Source organism: Streptomyces sp. NPDC006552, from assembly GCF_040611655.1.
Taxonomy (GTDB): domain Bacteria; phylum Actinomycetota; class Actinomycetes; order Streptomycetales; family Streptomycetaceae; genus Streptomyces.
The window spans coordinates 179,773-193,376 of the sequence record NZ_JBEXOS010000001.1 but is presented as its reverse complement, the minus strand read 5'-3'; the positions used below and the strand labels follow the sequence as shown (position 1 = coordinate 193,376).

Sequence of the window (13,604 nt, the reverse complement as noted above, 5' to 3'; positions counted from 1 at the left end):
CCGCTCCGGCCCGGGCCGAAGGGGCCCGTTTTCGGCTGCGGCTCCGGTGGGGGCTGGTCGCGCAGTTCCCCGCGCCCCTGGAGCATGCGGCGTCGCCGCAGCTCCCCGATGAGACGGCGCACGCAGTGCGCATCTCAGGGGCGCGGGGAACTGCGCGGCCCGCCCCCACCGGAGCCGCAGCCGAAAGACGAACCGGGGTACGTCTCACGCCGGGCGGAGATGGACGATGTCGCCCGCCGCGACGGCGACCCGCTCCCCCTCCGGAGGAGCGATCACGAGCCGCCCGTCCCCGTCGACGGCAACCGCCTCCCCCACAACCTCCCGCTCCCCCGGAAGGAACGCCCGCACAGACCGCCCCAGCGTGGCGCAGCCCGCCGCATACGTCTCCTGGAGCCGGGACACCCCGGGGTCCCCCTGCGCCGCACACCACTCCAGGTACCACCGCTCGAAGGACCGCAACACCGCCCGCAGCACCGGCTCCCGGTCCACCACCTTCGCCCCGGCCAGCACCAGCGACCCGGCCTGCGGCACCGGCAGTTCGTCGGCCCGCAGGGACACGTTGAGCCCGACCCCGATGACGATCCCGCCCCCGCCGGCCGCCTCCGCCAGGATGCCGCCGGCCTTGCGCTCCTGGCCGTCGACGGTGACGAGCAGGTCGTTGGGCCACTTCAGCGCCGTGTCGACGCCGGCCGCGGCGGACAGGGCCGTCGCGACGGCGACCCCGGTGAGCAGCGGCAGCCACCCCCAGCGCTCCACCGGCACCTCGTGCTCCCCGGGCTCGACCAGGAAGGAGAAGAAGAGCCCCGAGCGCGGCGGAGCCGACCAGCGCCGGTCGAGCCGCCCGCGCGCCGCGCTCTGCTCCTCGGCGACCAGGACGGTCCCCTCCCGGGCGGTGCCGGCCGCGGCCAGCGCCGCCAGGTCCGTGTTGGTCGACCCCGTACGGGGCACCACCTCCACGGACGACCAGAGCCCGTCGCCCCGGACGAGGGAGCGGCGCAGCCCGGCCGCTCCCAGGGGCGGCCGGTCCAGGTCGGACCAGCGGTTGTCGTGCGCGTCTTGACCATCTCGCGGCGTCATGCAACCCAGCCTAGGTGTGGCAAAGACCGCACTGCCGAACCGTATTCGCGCCACTACCCTACGAGTCAGTAGCCCCACGTGCATTCCCCGTACACCCGTCCCCGTGAGCAGCGCCGAATCAGGCAGGGAGCCGCATCCCGATGTCCGAGCTGGAAGATCCCCAGAATTCCCGGAAGACGCAGTCGAGTGCCGACATCCACACCACCGCAGGCAAGATCGAGGACCTGCGGCGCCGGATCGACGAGGCGACGCACGCCGGTTCCGCCCGCGCCGTCGAGAAGCAGCACGCCAAGGGCAAGCTGACGGCGCGTGAGCGGATCGGGCTGCTGCTCGACGAGGACTCGTTCGTCGAGCTGGACGAGTTCGCGCGGCACCGCTCCACCGATTTCGGCCTGGACGCCAACCGGCCGTACGGCGACGGCGTGGTGACCGGGTACGGCACCGTGGACGGCCGTCCCGTCGCCGTCTTCTCGCAGGATTTCACCGTCTTCGGCGGCGCGCTCGGCGAGGTCTTCGGGCAGAAGATCATGAAGGTGATGGACTTCGCCCTCAAGACGGGCTGCCCGGTCGTCGGCATCAACGACTCGGGCGGCGCCCGCATCCAGGAGGGCGTCATGGCCCTCGGCATGTACGGCGAGATCTTCCGCCGCAACACGCACGCGTCCGGCGTCATCCCGCAGATCAGCCTGGTCGTGGGCCCGTGCGCGGGCGGCGCCGTCTACTCCCCCGCGATCACCGACTTCACGGTGATGGTCGACCAGACCAGCCACATGTTCATCACCGGGCCCGACGTCATCAAAACGGTCACCGGCGAGGACGTCGGCTTCGAGGACCTGGGCGGCGCACGTACGCACAACGCGCAGTCCGGCGTCGCGCACCACATGGCGGGCGACGAGAAGGACGCGATCGAGTACGTCAAGTCGCTCCTGTCCTACCTGCCGTCGAACAACCTGAGCGAGCCGCCCGCCTTTCCCGAGGAGGCGGAGCTGACCCCCACCGACGAGGACCGCGAGCTCGACACGGTCGTCCCGGACAGCGCCAACCAGCCGTACGACATGCACACGGTGATCGAACACGTCCTGGACGACGCCGAGTTCTTCGAGACGCAGTCGCTCTTCGCGCCGAACATCCTCACCGGCTTCGGCCGCGTCGAGGGCCACCCGGTGGGCATCGTCGCCAACCAGCCGATGCAGTTCGCCGGCTGCCTGGACATCGACGCGAGCGAGAAGGCGGCCCGCTTCGTGCGGACCTGCGACGCCTTCAACGTCCCCGTGCTGACCTTCGTCGACGTCCCCGGCTTCCTGCCCGGCGTCGAGCAGGAGCACACCGGCATCATCCGGCGCGGCGCCAAGCTGATCTACGCCTACGCCGAGGCCACCGTGCCGCTCATCACGATCATCACCCGCAAGGCGTTCGGCGGCGCGTACGACGTCATGGGCTCCAAGCACCTGGGCGCCGACCTCAACCTGGCCTGGCCCACCGCCCAGATCGCCGTCATGGGCGCGCAGGGCGCGGTCAACATCCTGCACCGCAAGACCCTGGCCGCCGCCGATGACGTGGAGAGCACGCGGGCGCGGCTCATCCAGGAGTACGAGGACACGCTCCTCAACCCGTACACGGCGGCCGAGCGCGGTTACGTCGACGCGGTGATCCTGCCCTCCGACACCCGCGCCCACATCGTCAAGGGCCTGCGTCAGCTCCGCAGCAAGCGTGAGTCGCTGCCGCCGAAGAAGCACGGCAACATCCCCCTGTAGTCCCGACCTCGCGAGGAGCCCGGATCATGATGATCAAGGTCGTACGGGGCAACCCGACCCCCGAGGAGCTGGCCGCCGCCCTGGCGGTGGTCCAGGCCCGCGCCGCCGCCGGGACCGGTGCCCCGGACGGCGTGGCGGCGCGGGACGCGTGGGCCGACCCCGCCCGCATCGCCCGGCGCCGCCTGCCGGCCCCGGGCCCGGCGAGCTGGTCGCGCACGTACTGGCCCGCCTGAGCCATGCCCGCGCCGGGCGCCTGAGTACGCGTACTCAGGCGCCGGGCGCGCGGGCGCCGCAGTATCGGAGTGTGCTGTGGTCAGATCCCGAGGACGAGCCGCCCGAGGAGCTCCGCGAGACGCAGGAGATGCTGCGCCGCGCGGGGCTCGTGGTGGCGCTCGCCATGTTCCTGGCCATGGTGTTGGTGGGGATCGGCGTTCTGTAGGGGCGCTGCTGCGGCCCCCGCGGGTCGCCTAGGCTGGCCGGTATGACAGCCCCGCGCCGCCTCATCCTCGCTTCCCAGTCCCCCGCCCGCCTGGGCCTGCTGCGCCAGGCCGGGTTCGCCCCCGAGGTGATCGTCAGCGGGTTCGACGAGGACGCCGTGACCGCCCCGACCCCCGCCGATCTTGCCCTCGCCCTGGCCGAGGCGAAGGCGTCCGTGGTGGCCGCGCTGCCCGCGGCGGCCGGCGCCCTGGTCATCGGCTGCGACTCGGTCCTCGACCTGGACGGCGAGGCGCTCGGCAAGCCCGCCGACGCCGAGGAGGCCACGGCCCGCTGGAAGGCGATGCGCGGCCGGGCGGGCACGCTCCGCACGGGCCACTGCGTCCACGACACCGCGACCGGCCGGCACGTCAGCGCGACGGCCTCCACGGTCGTGCGGTTCGGCGAGCCGGGCGACGAGGAGATCGCCGCGTACGTGGCGAGCGGCGAACCCCTCTACGTCGCGGGCGCGTTCACGCTCGACGGCCGCTCCGCGCCGTTCATCGAGGGCATCGAGGGCGACCACGGGAACGTGATCGGCCTGTCCCTGCCCCTGCTGCGCCGCCTCCTGGCCGAACTGGGCGTCTCGGTCACGGAGTTGTGGGCTCCGGCGAGCTAGCGGGCGGCGCCGGCGGGGGCGCGGTGCCGTTCGCCGCCGCCGTGCCCGCGCCGTCCCTGCGGTCGTAGGCCACCAGGGTCAGCACGATCAGCGCGAGGACGACCATCATCAGCACGAAGGCGAGCCAGCCGACCAGGCCGATGGCGAAGGCGCCGAGCAGTCCGTGCACGACCGCCGCGCTGATCAGCAGGATCCGCCCGACGGTGCCCGGCGAGCGGTCGGTGGCCGCGGCGCGGGCGAGCACGAAGGCGCAGAGCGCCAGATAGAGCCCGAAGATCCCGCCCGCGACCCAGGCGCCGACGGACATCGCCCGCGGGTCGAGCCCGGCCAGCGACATGTCCTGCCGGTCGACGACCAGTCCCAGGAACCAGTTCATCAACACGATCCCGAGCGCCTCCGCGAACAGTACGATCGCGGCCACCCACGCCACCGGTCTGCGTGCCACCGGTCCCACCCACCTTCGCGTACGACAGTCGGTTACCCCGAGTAGGTCCGAGCCGACGTGAACGCTACTAATGGGTAAACCTTCGGACAAGGGGTCTGCCCCGGGCAAAGAATCATTGGGCCATTCGTAGGGACTCCACAAAGAAAGCCGTCCGGCCGCTGCGCGGTCGCACAGAGACCTTGACCACACCACCCGGCTAGGGTTGCCCCGGGGGATCCCGCACAGCCAGGCCGGACAAGGGAATTCACCGGGCCGACAGGCCCCGGGTGACCCTGCGTGTGGGCAAGGTCACCATTGGGAACGGGTCGTAACCCCGTGTCGGCAGTCCCTAAACTCGGCTTGTTTCAAGGAGGGAGCCATCGTGCGCAAGGTGCTCATCGCCAACCGTGGCGAAATCGCTGTCCGCGTGGCCCGGGCGTGCCGGGACGCAGGGATCGCGAGCGTTGCCGTTTATGCCGAACCGGACCGGGACGCCTCGCATGTCCGCGCGGCCGACGAGGCCTTCGCGCTGGGTGGTGACACCCCGGCGACCAGTTACCTGGACATCGCCAAGGTGCTCCAGGCGGCCAAGGACTCGGGGGCGGACGCCGTCCACCCCGGCTACGGATTCCTGTCGGAGAACGCGGAGTTCGCCCAGGCCGTGCTGGACGCGGACCTGATCTGGATCGGCCCGCCGCCGCAGGCCATCCGGGACCTGGGCGACAAGGTCGCCGCCCGGCACATCGCGCAGCGCGCCGGCGCTCCGCTCGTCGCCGGTACGCCGGACCCCGTCTCGGGCTCCGACGAGGTCGTGGCCTTCGCCGAGGAGCACGGCCTGCCCATCGCGATCAAGGCCGCCTTCGGCGGCGGCGGCCGCGGTCTGAAGGTGGCCCGCACCCTCGAAGAGGTGCCGGAGCTGTACGACTCGGCGGTGCGCGAGGCCGTCGCGGCGTTCGGCCGCGGCGAGTGCTTCGTGGAGCGCTACCTGGACAAGCCGCGGCACGTGGAGACCCAGTGCCTGGCCGACTCCCACGGCAACGTGGTGGTCGTCTCCACCCGTGACTGCTCGCTCCAGCGCCGCCACCAGAAGCTGGTCGAGGAGGCGCCCGCGCCGTTCCTGAGCCAGGCCCAGCTGGACGAGCTGTACGCGTCGTCCAAGGCGATCCTGAAGGAAGCCGGCTATGTCGGCGCGGGCACCGTCGAGTTCCTGGTCGGCGCCGACGGCACGATCTCCTTCCTGGAGGTCAACACCCGTCTCCAGGTCGAGCACCCGGTCACCGAGGAGGTCGCCGGCATCGACCTGGTCCGCGAGATGTTCCGGATCGCCGACGGTGAGGAACTGGGCTACGGCGACCCGGTGCTGCGCGGCCACTCCTTCGAGTTCCGCATCAACGGCGAGGACCCGGGCCGCGGCTTCCTGCCCGCGCCCGGCACCGTGACCACGTTCAACGCCCCGAGCGGCCCCGGCGTCCGCCTGGACGCGGGGGTCGAGGCCGGCTCGGTCATCGGCCCGGCCTGGGACTCGCTGCTCGCCAAGCTGATCGTCACCGGCCGCACCCGCAAGGAGGCGCTGGAGCGCTCCGCCCGCGCGCTGGCCGAGTTCGAGGTCGACGGCATGGCGACCGCCCTGCCCTTCCACCGCAAGGTCGTCACGGACCCGGCGTTCGCCCCCGAACTGACCGGCAGCGACGAGCCGTTCACCATCTTCACCCGGTGGATCGAGACCGAGTTCGTCAACGACATCCCGCCGTTCGCGCCGGGCGGCGCCGACGCCGAGGAGGACGAGGGCGACCGCGAGACGATCGTCGTCGAGGTCGGCGGCAAGCGCCTTGAGGTCTCCCTGCCGTCGTCGCTCGGCATGTCGCTGGCGCGGACGGGCCTCGCGGCCGGTGCCAAGCCGAAGCGGCGCGCGGCCAAGAAGTCCGGCCCCGCCGCCTCCGGCGACACCCTCGCCTCCCCGATGCAGGGCACCATCGTCAAGATCGCCGTCGAGGAGGGCCAGGAGGTCCAGGAGGGCGACCTCGTGGTCGTCCTGGAGGCGATGAAGATGGAGCAGCCGCTGAACGCGCACAAGTCCGGCACCGTGAAGGGCCTGTCCGCCGAGATCGGCGCCTCGCTCACCTCGGGCGCCGCGATCTGCGAGATCAAGGACTGAGCCGCCCCGCTCGTACGTGGCGCCCGTCGCACCGGTTCCCGGTCGGCGGGCGCCGCCGCGTTCCCGGGGTCCCGCACCGGCGCGCCGGGGTGATCAGGCATCCTTGGGAGACCCCGCGCACGCCCAGGGAGGTCCGATGACATCCGGCACCGAGCACCAGCGCGTCCGCCCCATGCGCGCGGACGCGCGCCGCAACTACGAACGGCTGCTCGCTCAGGCCCGGCAGGCGTTCGCGGAGCACGGGACGGGGGCGTCCCTGGAGGACGTGGCGCGCGGTGCCGGGGTGGGGATCGGCACCCTGTACCGGCACTTCCCCAACCGGTACGCCCTGGTGAGCGCGGTCTTCGAGGAGGCCGTGCGCGATCTGCTGGCCCGCTCCCGGGCGCTCCTCGACGCGCCGCGGCCCTGTGCGGCGCTGGTGGCCTGGCTGCGCGAGATCATCACGCACGCGAGCGAGTACCGGGGGCTGTCCCGGGCGCTGATGTCGGCGGCGGGGGACGAGAGTTCGGCGCTGGCGCGGTGCAGTTCGCCGATGCGGGAGGCGGGGCAGGCGCTGCTTCTGCGGGCGCAGCGGGCGGGGGCGGTGCGGGGGGATGTCTCCATCGGGGATCTGCTGCAACTCACCAATGCGATTGCGCTGGCCGCTGAGGAGACGCCCTCCGATCCGGACCTGGCGGACCGCCTCCTGCGACTCACCCTCCGAGGCATCACAACGGACCCGCCGCCGGCACCCTGACCCGTTTCCAGGCGCGCCTATCACCGGGCGCGGCACCGTCGTGGCCGGCAAACCAAGCCCCTCCGGCGATCGAAGAGCGGGGGCCGGGGCAGAGCCCCGGGGCGCGGGAGCGTCGTGGCCGGCAAACCAAGCCCCTCCGGCGATCGAGGAGCGGGGGCCGGGGCAGAGCCCCGGGGCGCGGCACCGTCGTGGCCGGCAAACCAAGCCCCTCCCGCGATTGAGGAGCGGGGGCCGGGGCGGAGCCCCGGGGCTCAGCACCATCGCCGGGCGCGGGAGCGTCGTGGCCGAGCGCGCAGTTCCCCGCGCCCCGGGGCGGCACCTACGAACCCCGGTGACATAACAGCCGCGGCCCCCCGGAGGGGCTAGCGGCGGCGGAGGTCCGCCACACGAGCCGGGCGCTCGGGCCCCGGGTCCATCCCGGCCGCGCTGCGCAACGGATGTCCCCCGCCAGGAAGTTGCTGCCGCCGCTGGCCCGGCAACGGCACATCCCGGCGCGACTGCCGCGCCGGGACGGAATCACCGCCTCCGGCCGCCCCCGACCCCGGCCCCGCCCCGGCGACCGCGATCTGCACCCCCTGATCGGCCAGCGCCTGCAACTCCGTGGCGGCCCGGTCGTCATGGGCGGGCGGCTCGTCGGTCACGAGCCGCGTGATCACATCCGTCGGCACCGTCTGGAACATCGTGTCGGTGCCGAGCTTGGAGTGGTCGGCGAGCACGACGACCTCCGCCGCGGCCTGCACGAGGGCCCGGTCCACCGACGCCGAGAGCATGTTGGACGTGGAGAGCCCGCGCTCGGCCGTCAGACCGCTGCCGCTCAGGAAGGCCCGGGTGACTCTGAGCCCCTGCAGGGACTGCTCGGCCCCGCTGCCCACCAGCGCGTAGTTGGAACCCCGCAGCGTGCCACCGGTCATGACGACCTCGACGCGATTGGCATGGGCCAGCGCCTGGGCCACCAGCAGCGAGTTGGTGACGACGGTCAGCCCCGGCACACGCGCGAGCCGGCGGGCCAGCTCCTGCGTGGTCGTCCCCGCGCCCACCACGATGGCCTCGCCCTCTTCGACGAGACCCGCGGCGAGATCGGCGATGGCCGTCTTCTCTGCGGTCGCGAGATGTGATTTCTGCGGAAAGCCGGACTCCCGCGTGAATCCGCCCGGCAATACCGCACCGCCGTGCCGGCGGTCGAGGAGTCCTTCTGCCTCCAGTGCGCGTACGTCCCGCCGCACGGTCACTTCAGAGGTCTGGACGACGCGGGCGAGCTCCCGGAGCGATACCGCTCCATTGGCCCGCACCATTTCGAGGATCAGTTGACGACGTTCTGCAGCGAACACGAAACTGACAGTAACCCCAACGACCGTCTGCTTTCAGCTGTTTGCGCCGGATTACAGGTTCTGTTCGCACAACACCCCTGGGAGTGGTATAGGCACGCCCCGGCCGCCTATCCGGCGCGCCTATGCCACCAGCACGGGCGACAACCCACGGTGACCTGTGGCGCGTCTACCCCCCGTCGCGGGCCGGCTCAGCCTTCTTCGGCGACCTTGCGCGTGTGCAGCTGCCGCGCCACTTCGGCGATCGAGCCCGAGAGGGACGGATACACGGTGAAGGCGTTCGCGATCTGTTCGACCGTCAGGTTGTTGTCGACCGCGAGCGAGATGGGGTGGATCAGCTCCGAGGCGCGGGGCGCCACGACCACGCCGCCCACCACGATGCCGGTGCCCGGCCGGCAGAAGATCTTGACGAAGCCGTCCCGGATGCCCTGCATCTTCGCGCGCGGGTTGCGCAGCAGCGGCAGCTTCACGACGCGGGCGTCGAACTTGCCGCCGTCGACGTCGGCCTGCGAGACGCCGACGGTGGCGATCTCGGGGTCGGTGAAGACGTTCGACGACACGGTCTTGAGGTTCAGCGGCGCCACCGCGTCGCCCAGGAAGTGGTACATCGCGATACGGCCCTGCATCGCCGCGACGGAGGCGAGGGCGAAGACGCCGGTCACGTCCCCGGCCGCGTAGACGCCGGGAGCGGTCGTGCGCGAGACCTTGTCGGTCCAGATGTGCCCGGAGTCCTTCACCTTGACGCCGGCGCCCTCCAGGCCGAGCCCCGCGCTGTTGGGGATCGCGCCGACCGCCATCAGGCAGTGGGTGCCGGAGATGGTGCGGCCGTCGGCGAGGGTGACCTCGACGCGGTCGCCGACGCGCTTGGCGGAGGCGGCGCGCGAGCGGGCCATCACGTTCATGCCGCGGCGCCGGAAGACGTCCTCCAGGACGGCGGCGGCGTCCGGGTCCTCGCCGGGCAGCACGCGGTCACGGGAGGAGACGAGCGTGACACGGGAGCCGAGGGCCTGGTAGGCGCCGGCGAACTCGGCGCCGGTCACACCGGAGCCGACCACGATCAGCTCTTCGGGCAGCTCGTCCAGGTCGTAGACCTGCGTCCAGTTCAGGATGCGCTCGCCGTCCGGCTGCGCGTCGGGCACCTCGCGCGGGTGGCCGCCGGTGGCGAGGAGCACGGCGTCGGCGGTGAGGGTCTCCTCGGTGCCGTCGGCGGCGGTGACGATCACCTTGCGGGAGCCGTCCAGGTCCTGCTGGCCGTCGAGGCGGCCGCGGCCGCGCAGCACGCGGGCGCCCGCGCGCGTGACCGAGGCGGTGATGTCGTGGGACTGGGCGAGCGCGAGCCGCTTCACGCGCCGGTTGACCTTGCCGAGGTCGACGCCGACGACGCGGGCCGGGCTGTCCGGGTCCGGGGTGTCGTCCTCGACGATGATGCCCAGCTCCTCGTACGAGGAGTCGAAGGTCGTCATCACCTCGGCCGTGGCGATCAGGGTCTTGGACGGCACGCAGTCGGTCAGCACCGACGCACCGCCCAGGCCGTCGCAGTCGACGACGGTCACCTCCGCGCCGAGCGAGGCCGCCACCAGGGCCGCTTCGTATCCGCCAGGTCCGCCACCGATGATCACGATCCGAGTCACGTACGCCATTGTCCCGCACCGCGGAAGGCGGTGCCCGGCCGGGGTGGCACGCACTTCGCTCCGATCACCGGCGACAACTGCCGTACCCTCGGACCCATGTCGCTCTACGCCGCGTACGCCGGCAATCTCGACCCGCGGCTCATGACGCGCCGCGCCCCTCACTCGCCGCTGCGCGCGACCGGGTGGCTGCAAGGCTGGCGGCTGACGTTCGGGGGCGAGCACATGGGCTGGGAGGGCGCGCTGGCCACGATCGTGGAGGCGCCCCGCTCGCAGGTCTTCGTCGCGCTGTACGACATCGCCCCCATGGACGAGGAGTCGATGGACCGCTGGGAGGGTGTCGGACTCGACATCTACCGGCGGATGCGGGTACGCGTGGACACCCTGGACGGCGAGGAGCCGGCCTGGCTGTATGTCCTGAACGGGTACGAGGGCGGCCTGCCCTCCGCGCGCTACCTGGGTGAGATCGGCGACGCGGCGGAGTCGGCGGGCGCCCCGCACGACTACGTGATGGAGCTGCGCAAGCGCCCCTGCTGACGCCGACCGGGTCCCGCCCGCCCGTCTGCCGGGTTGCGCATCCATACGCGGCCGACCGCCGGTGGTCCTGCCGCGCGCAGTTCCCCGCGCCCCTGAGAAATGCGGCGCGCAGCGCCTGCATCTCAGGGGCGCGGGGAACTGCGCGACCAGCCACGACGGCGCGGCACCCGCCGACCACCCCCACCGCCGACGGCGCGCAGCCTCGCCCGCCACCCCGAGCGGAGCGGTTCGTCGGAAACGACAAGACAACGATCGCAATACCGTGAGGCTCGTCATCTACGCGCGTAGGCCGGGAGCGGCTACCCTCAAGCGCGTGAACGCATCTGCCACTCCGGACATCCTTCAGGGCGACCCCTACGCCGCCGCCGACGCCGCCGCCGCTCGCCTGCGCGAGCTCACCGGCGCCGAGAACCACGACGTCGCCCTCGTGATGGGCTCGGGCTGGGCGCCGGCCGCCGAGGCGCTGGGCGCGCCCACCGTCGAGCTTCCCTTCACCGAGCTGCCCGGGTTCACCGGCCCGGCCGTGGCGGGCCACGGCGGCAAAGTCCGCTCGTACCAGCTCGGCGACAAGCGCGCCCTGGTCTTCCTGGGCCGTACGCACTACTACGAGGGCCGCGGGGTCGCGTCCGTCGCGCACGGCGTGCGCACCGCCGCCGCCGCGGGCTGCAAGACCCTCGTGCTGACGAACGGCTGCGGCGGCCTGCGCGAGGGCATGCGCCCCGGCCAGCCGGTCCTGATCTCCGACCACATCAACCTGACGGCCACGTCGCCGATCGTCGGGGCGAACTTCGTGGACCTCACCGACCTGTACTCGCCGCGCCTGCGCGCGCTGTGCCAGGAGATCGACCCGACGCTGGAGGAGGGCGTGTACGCCCAGTTCCCCGGCCCGCACTACGAGACCCCCGCCGAGGTCCGGATGGCCGGGGTCCTCGGCGCCGACCTGGTCGGCATGTCCACCGTCCTGGAGGCCATCGCGGCCCGTGAGGCGGGCGTGGAGGTGCTCGGCATCTCCCTGGTCACCAACCTGGCCGCGGGCCTGTCCGGCGAGCCGCTCAACCACGAGGAGGTCCTCCAGGCCGGGCGCGACTCCGCCGCCGGCATGGGCGAGCTGCTGACCAAGGTCCTCGCGAAGATCTGAGTTCCCACCCCGCACCCGTACGTACGCCTGACCGCCGAAGGAAGCCGACCGTGACCGAACAAGGCAGCGAACTGCTCGACCGGGCGAAGACCTGGCTGGCGGAGGATCCCGATGAGGAGACCCGCGAGGAGCTGGCCGCGCTCATCGACGGCGGGGACACCGCCGCGCTCGCGGAGCGCTTCTCGGGGACCCTCCAGTTCGGCACGGCCGGACTCCGCGGCGAGCTGGGCGCGGGCCCGACGCGGATGAACCGCGCGGTGGTCATCCGCGCGGCCGCGGGTCTCGCCGCGTACCTGAAGGCCAAGGGGCAGACCGGCGGCGTGGTGGTCATCGGGTACGACGCGCGCCACAAGTCGGCGGACTTCGCGCGCGACACGGCCGCGGTCATGGTGGGCGCGGGGCTGCGCGCTGCGGTGCTGCCGCGTCCGCTGCCCACGCCCGTGCTCGCCTTCGCCATCCGGCACCTGGGCGCGGTCGCGGGCGTGGAGGTCACCGCCTCCCACAACCCGCCGCGGGACAACGGCTACAAGGTGTACCTCGGCGACGGCTCGCAGATCGTGCCGCCGGCCGACGCGGAGATCGCCGCCGGGATCGACGCGGTGGCCTCGCTGCACGACGTGCCGCGCCCGGACTCCGGCTGGGAGACGCTCGGCGACGACGTGCTCCAGGCGTACCTGGCGCGCACGGACGCGGTCCTGGCGGCGGGCTCCGCGCGCACCGCCCGCACCGTCTACACGGCGATGCACGGCGTCGGCAAGGACACCCTGCTGGCCGCCTTCGCCCGCGCGGGCTTCCCCGCGCCGGTGCTGGTGCCCGAGCAGGCCGAGCCGGACCCGGACTTCCCGACGGTCGCCTTCCCGAACCCGGAGGAGCCGGGCGCGATGGACCTCTCGTTCGCGACGGCGCGCGCCCAGGCCCAGGCGCCCGACCTGATCATCGCGAACGACCCGGACGCGGACCGCTGTGCCGTGGCCGTGCCGGACGCCGCCGCCGAGGGCGGCTGGCGCATGCTGCGCGGCGACGAGGTGGGCGCGCTGCTCGCGGCACACCTGGTGCGGCGCGGCGCGCGGGGCGTCCTCGCGGAGTCGATCGTCTCGTCCTCCCTGCTCGGCCGGATCGCCGAGGCGGCCTCGCTGCCGTACGAGGAGACGCTGACGGGCTTCAAGTGGATCGCCCGCGTCGAGGGCCTGCGCTACGGCTACGAGGAGGCCCTCGGCTACTGCGTCGACCCGGAGGGCGTCCGCGACAAGGACGGCATCACGGCCGCGCTGCTGGTGACCGAGCTGGCGAGCGAGCTGAAGGAGCGGGGCCGTACGCTCCTGGACGCGCTCGACGACCTGGCCCTGGCCCACGGTCTGCACGCCACGGACCAGCTGAGCGTGCGGGTCGAGGACCTGTCGGTCATCGCGGCGGCGATGCGGCGGCTGCGCGAGAAGGCGCCGGTGGCGCTGGCCGGGCTCGCCGTCACCCGCGCCGAGGACCTCGCCGCCGGGGCGGGCGGGCTGCCGCCCACGGACGGTCTGCGCTACACCCTGGAGGGTGCGCGGGTCGTCGTCCGCCCGTCCGGCACCGAGCCGAAGCTGAAGTGCTACCTGGAGGTCGTGGTGCCGGTGGCCGACCGGGCCGGGCTGCCCGCGGCGCGGACCACGGCCACCGGGCTGCTCGACGCGATCAAGCGCGACCTCGCGGCGGCCGCGGGCATCTGACCGGGCCGCTCCGGGCCGGGGGCGGGCGCGC

The 13,604-nt window shown here is 72.9% G+C and carries 13 protein-coding genes; 9 read left to right on the top strand and 4 right to left on the bottom strand.

All coding sequences use genetic code 11. The annotated features are described in order from the left end of the window. Positions 1–204: 204 nt before the first annotated feature. On the bottom strand, positions 205–1,077 hold the full coding sequence (locus tag ABZY33_RS00825; RefSeq protein WP_356489252.1) for a biotin--[acetyl-CoA-carboxylase] ligase: 873 nt from the start codon (positions 1,075–1,077) through the stop codon (positions 205–207). A gap of 140 nt (positions 1,078–1,217) precedes the next feature. Between ABZY33_RS00825 and ABZY33_RS00820 the strand changes: the two genes are divergently transcribed. The 4 genes from ABZY33_RS00820 (at position 1,218) to ABZY33_RS00805 (ending at position 3,924) form a co-directional block, all read left to right on the top strand. Then, on the top strand, positions 1,218–2,831 hold the full coding sequence (locus ABZY33_RS00820) for an acyl-CoA carboxylase subunit beta (RefSeq protein WP_356489251.1): 1,614 nt from the start codon (positions 1,218–1,220) through the stop codon (positions 2,829–2,831). A 26-nt stretch (positions 2,832–2,857) separates the two neighbouring features. After that, positions 2,858–3,064: an acyl-CoA carboxylase subunit epsilon gene (locus ABZY33_RS00815; RefSeq protein ID WP_356489250.1), complete on the top strand. Its 207-nt coding sequence runs from the start codon at positions 2,858–2,860 to the stop codon at positions 3,062–3,064. Positions 3,065–3,135: 71 nt separating this feature from the next. Then, positions 3,136–3,270, top strand: coding sequence for a hypothetical protein (locus tag ABZY33_RS00810; RefSeq protein WP_356489249.1), 135 nt, complete (start codon positions 3,136–3,138; stop codon positions 3,268–3,270). A gap of 42 nt (positions 3,271–3,312) precedes the next feature. Next, positions 3,313–3,924, top strand: a complete 612-nt coding sequence (locus ABZY33_RS00805; RefSeq protein ID WP_356489248.1) for a nucleoside triphosphate pyrophosphatase — start codon at positions 3,313–3,315, stop codon at positions 3,922–3,924. Here the strand turns inward: ABZY33_RS00805 and ABZY33_RS00800 are convergent. Beyond that, on the bottom strand, positions 3,896–4,369 hold the full coding sequence (locus tag ABZY33_RS00800) for a hypothetical protein (protein ID WP_356489247.1): 474 nt from the start codon (positions 4,367–4,369) through the stop codon (positions 3,896–3,898). The genes ABZY33_RS00805 and ABZY33_RS00800 overlap by 29 nt on opposite strands. Positions 4,370–4,730: 361 nt before the next feature. Between ABZY33_RS00800 and ABZY33_RS00795 the strand changes: the two genes are divergently transcribed. Together ABZY33_RS00795 and ABZY33_RS00790 are read left to right on the top strand one after the other, a co-directional pair. Continuing rightward, on the top strand, positions 4,731–6,503 hold the full coding sequence (locus ABZY33_RS00795) for a biotin carboxylase N-terminal domain-containing protein (protein ID WP_356489246.1): 1,773 nt from the start codon (positions 4,731–4,733) through the stop codon (positions 6,501–6,503). 136 nt (positions 6,504–6,639) lie between these two features. Then, the gene (locus ABZY33_RS00790; protein WP_356489245.1) at positions 6,640–7,239 is read left to right on the top strand and encodes a TetR/AcrR family transcriptional regulator; all 600 of its coding nucleotides are present in this window, start codon (positions 6,640–6,642) and stop codon (positions 7,237–7,239) included. 362 nt (positions 7,240–7,601) lie between these two features. Here ABZY33_RS00790 and ABZY33_RS00785 read toward each other — a convergent pair whose 3' ends face one another. Together ABZY33_RS00785 and ABZY33_RS00780 are read right to left on the bottom strand one after the other, a co-directional pair. Then, positions 7,602–8,567 (bottom strand): DeoR/GlpR family DNA-binding transcription regulator, encoded by a 966-nt coding sequence (locus tag ABZY33_RS00785; RefSeq protein ID WP_356489244.1) that lies wholly within the window; start codon positions 8,565–8,567, stop codon positions 7,602–7,604. A gap of 188 nt (positions 8,568–8,755) precedes the next feature. Then, a complete protein-coding gene (locus ABZY33_RS00780; protein WP_356489243.1) occupies positions 8,756–10,204 on the bottom strand; it encodes an NAD(P)H-quinone dehydrogenase in 1,449 nt (482 codons plus the stop codon). 87 nt (positions 10,205–10,291) lie between these two features. On the opposite strand from ABZY33_RS00780, the gene ABZY33_RS00775 reads away from it, so the two are divergent. The 3 genes from ABZY33_RS00775 to ABZY33_RS00765 all read left to right on the top strand — a co-directional run bounded on the left by ABZY33_RS00775 (position 10,292) and on the right by ABZY33_RS00765 (position 13,573). Beyond that, on the top strand, positions 10,292–10,729 hold the full coding sequence (locus ABZY33_RS00775) for a gamma-glutamylcyclotransferase (protein WP_356489242.1): 438 nt from the start codon (positions 10,292–10,294) through the stop codon (positions 10,727–10,729). Positions 10,730–11,042: 313 nt separating this feature from the next. Then, positions 11,043–11,867: a purine-nucleoside phosphorylase gene (locus ABZY33_RS00770; RefSeq protein ID WP_356489241.1), complete on the top strand. Its 825-nt coding sequence runs from the start codon at positions 11,043–11,045 to the stop codon at positions 11,865–11,867. Positions 11,868–11,917: 50 nt separating this feature from the next. Further along, entirely contained in the window at positions 11,918–13,573 is a 1,656-nt protein-coding gene (locus ABZY33_RS00765; protein WP_356489240.1) for a phospho-sugar mutase, read from the top strand. Positions 13,574–13,604 lie beyond the last annotated feature (31 nt).

Coding starts and splice junctions, on each gene's coding strand:
- ABZY33_RS00825 (WP_356489252.1), bottom strand. CDS start 1,077: ATGACGCCGCGAGATGGTCAAGACGCGCACGACAACCGCTGGTCCGAC.
- ABZY33_RS00820 (WP_356489251.1), top strand. CDS start 1,218: ATGTCCGAGCTGGAAGATCCCCAGAATTCCCGGAAGACGCAGTCGAGT.
- ABZY33_RS00815 (WP_356489250.1), top strand. CDS start 2,858: ATGATGATCAAGGTCGTACGGGGCAACCCGACCCCCGAGGAGCTGGCC.
- ABZY33_RS00805 (WP_356489248.1), top strand. CDS start 3,313: ATGACAGCCCCGCGCCGCCTCATCCTCGCTTCCCAGTCCCCCGCCCGC.
- ABZY33_RS00790 (WP_356489245.1), top strand. CDS start 6,640: ATGACATCCGGCACCGAGCACCAGCGCGTCCGCCCCATGCGCGCGGAC.
- ABZY33_RS00780 (WP_356489243.1), bottom strand. CDS start 10,204: ATGGCGTACGTGACTCGGATCGTGATCATCGGTGGCGGACCTGGCGGA.
- ABZY33_RS00775 (WP_356489242.1), top strand. CDS start 10,292: ATGTCGCTCTACGCCGCGTACGCCGGCAATCTCGACCCGCGGCTCATG.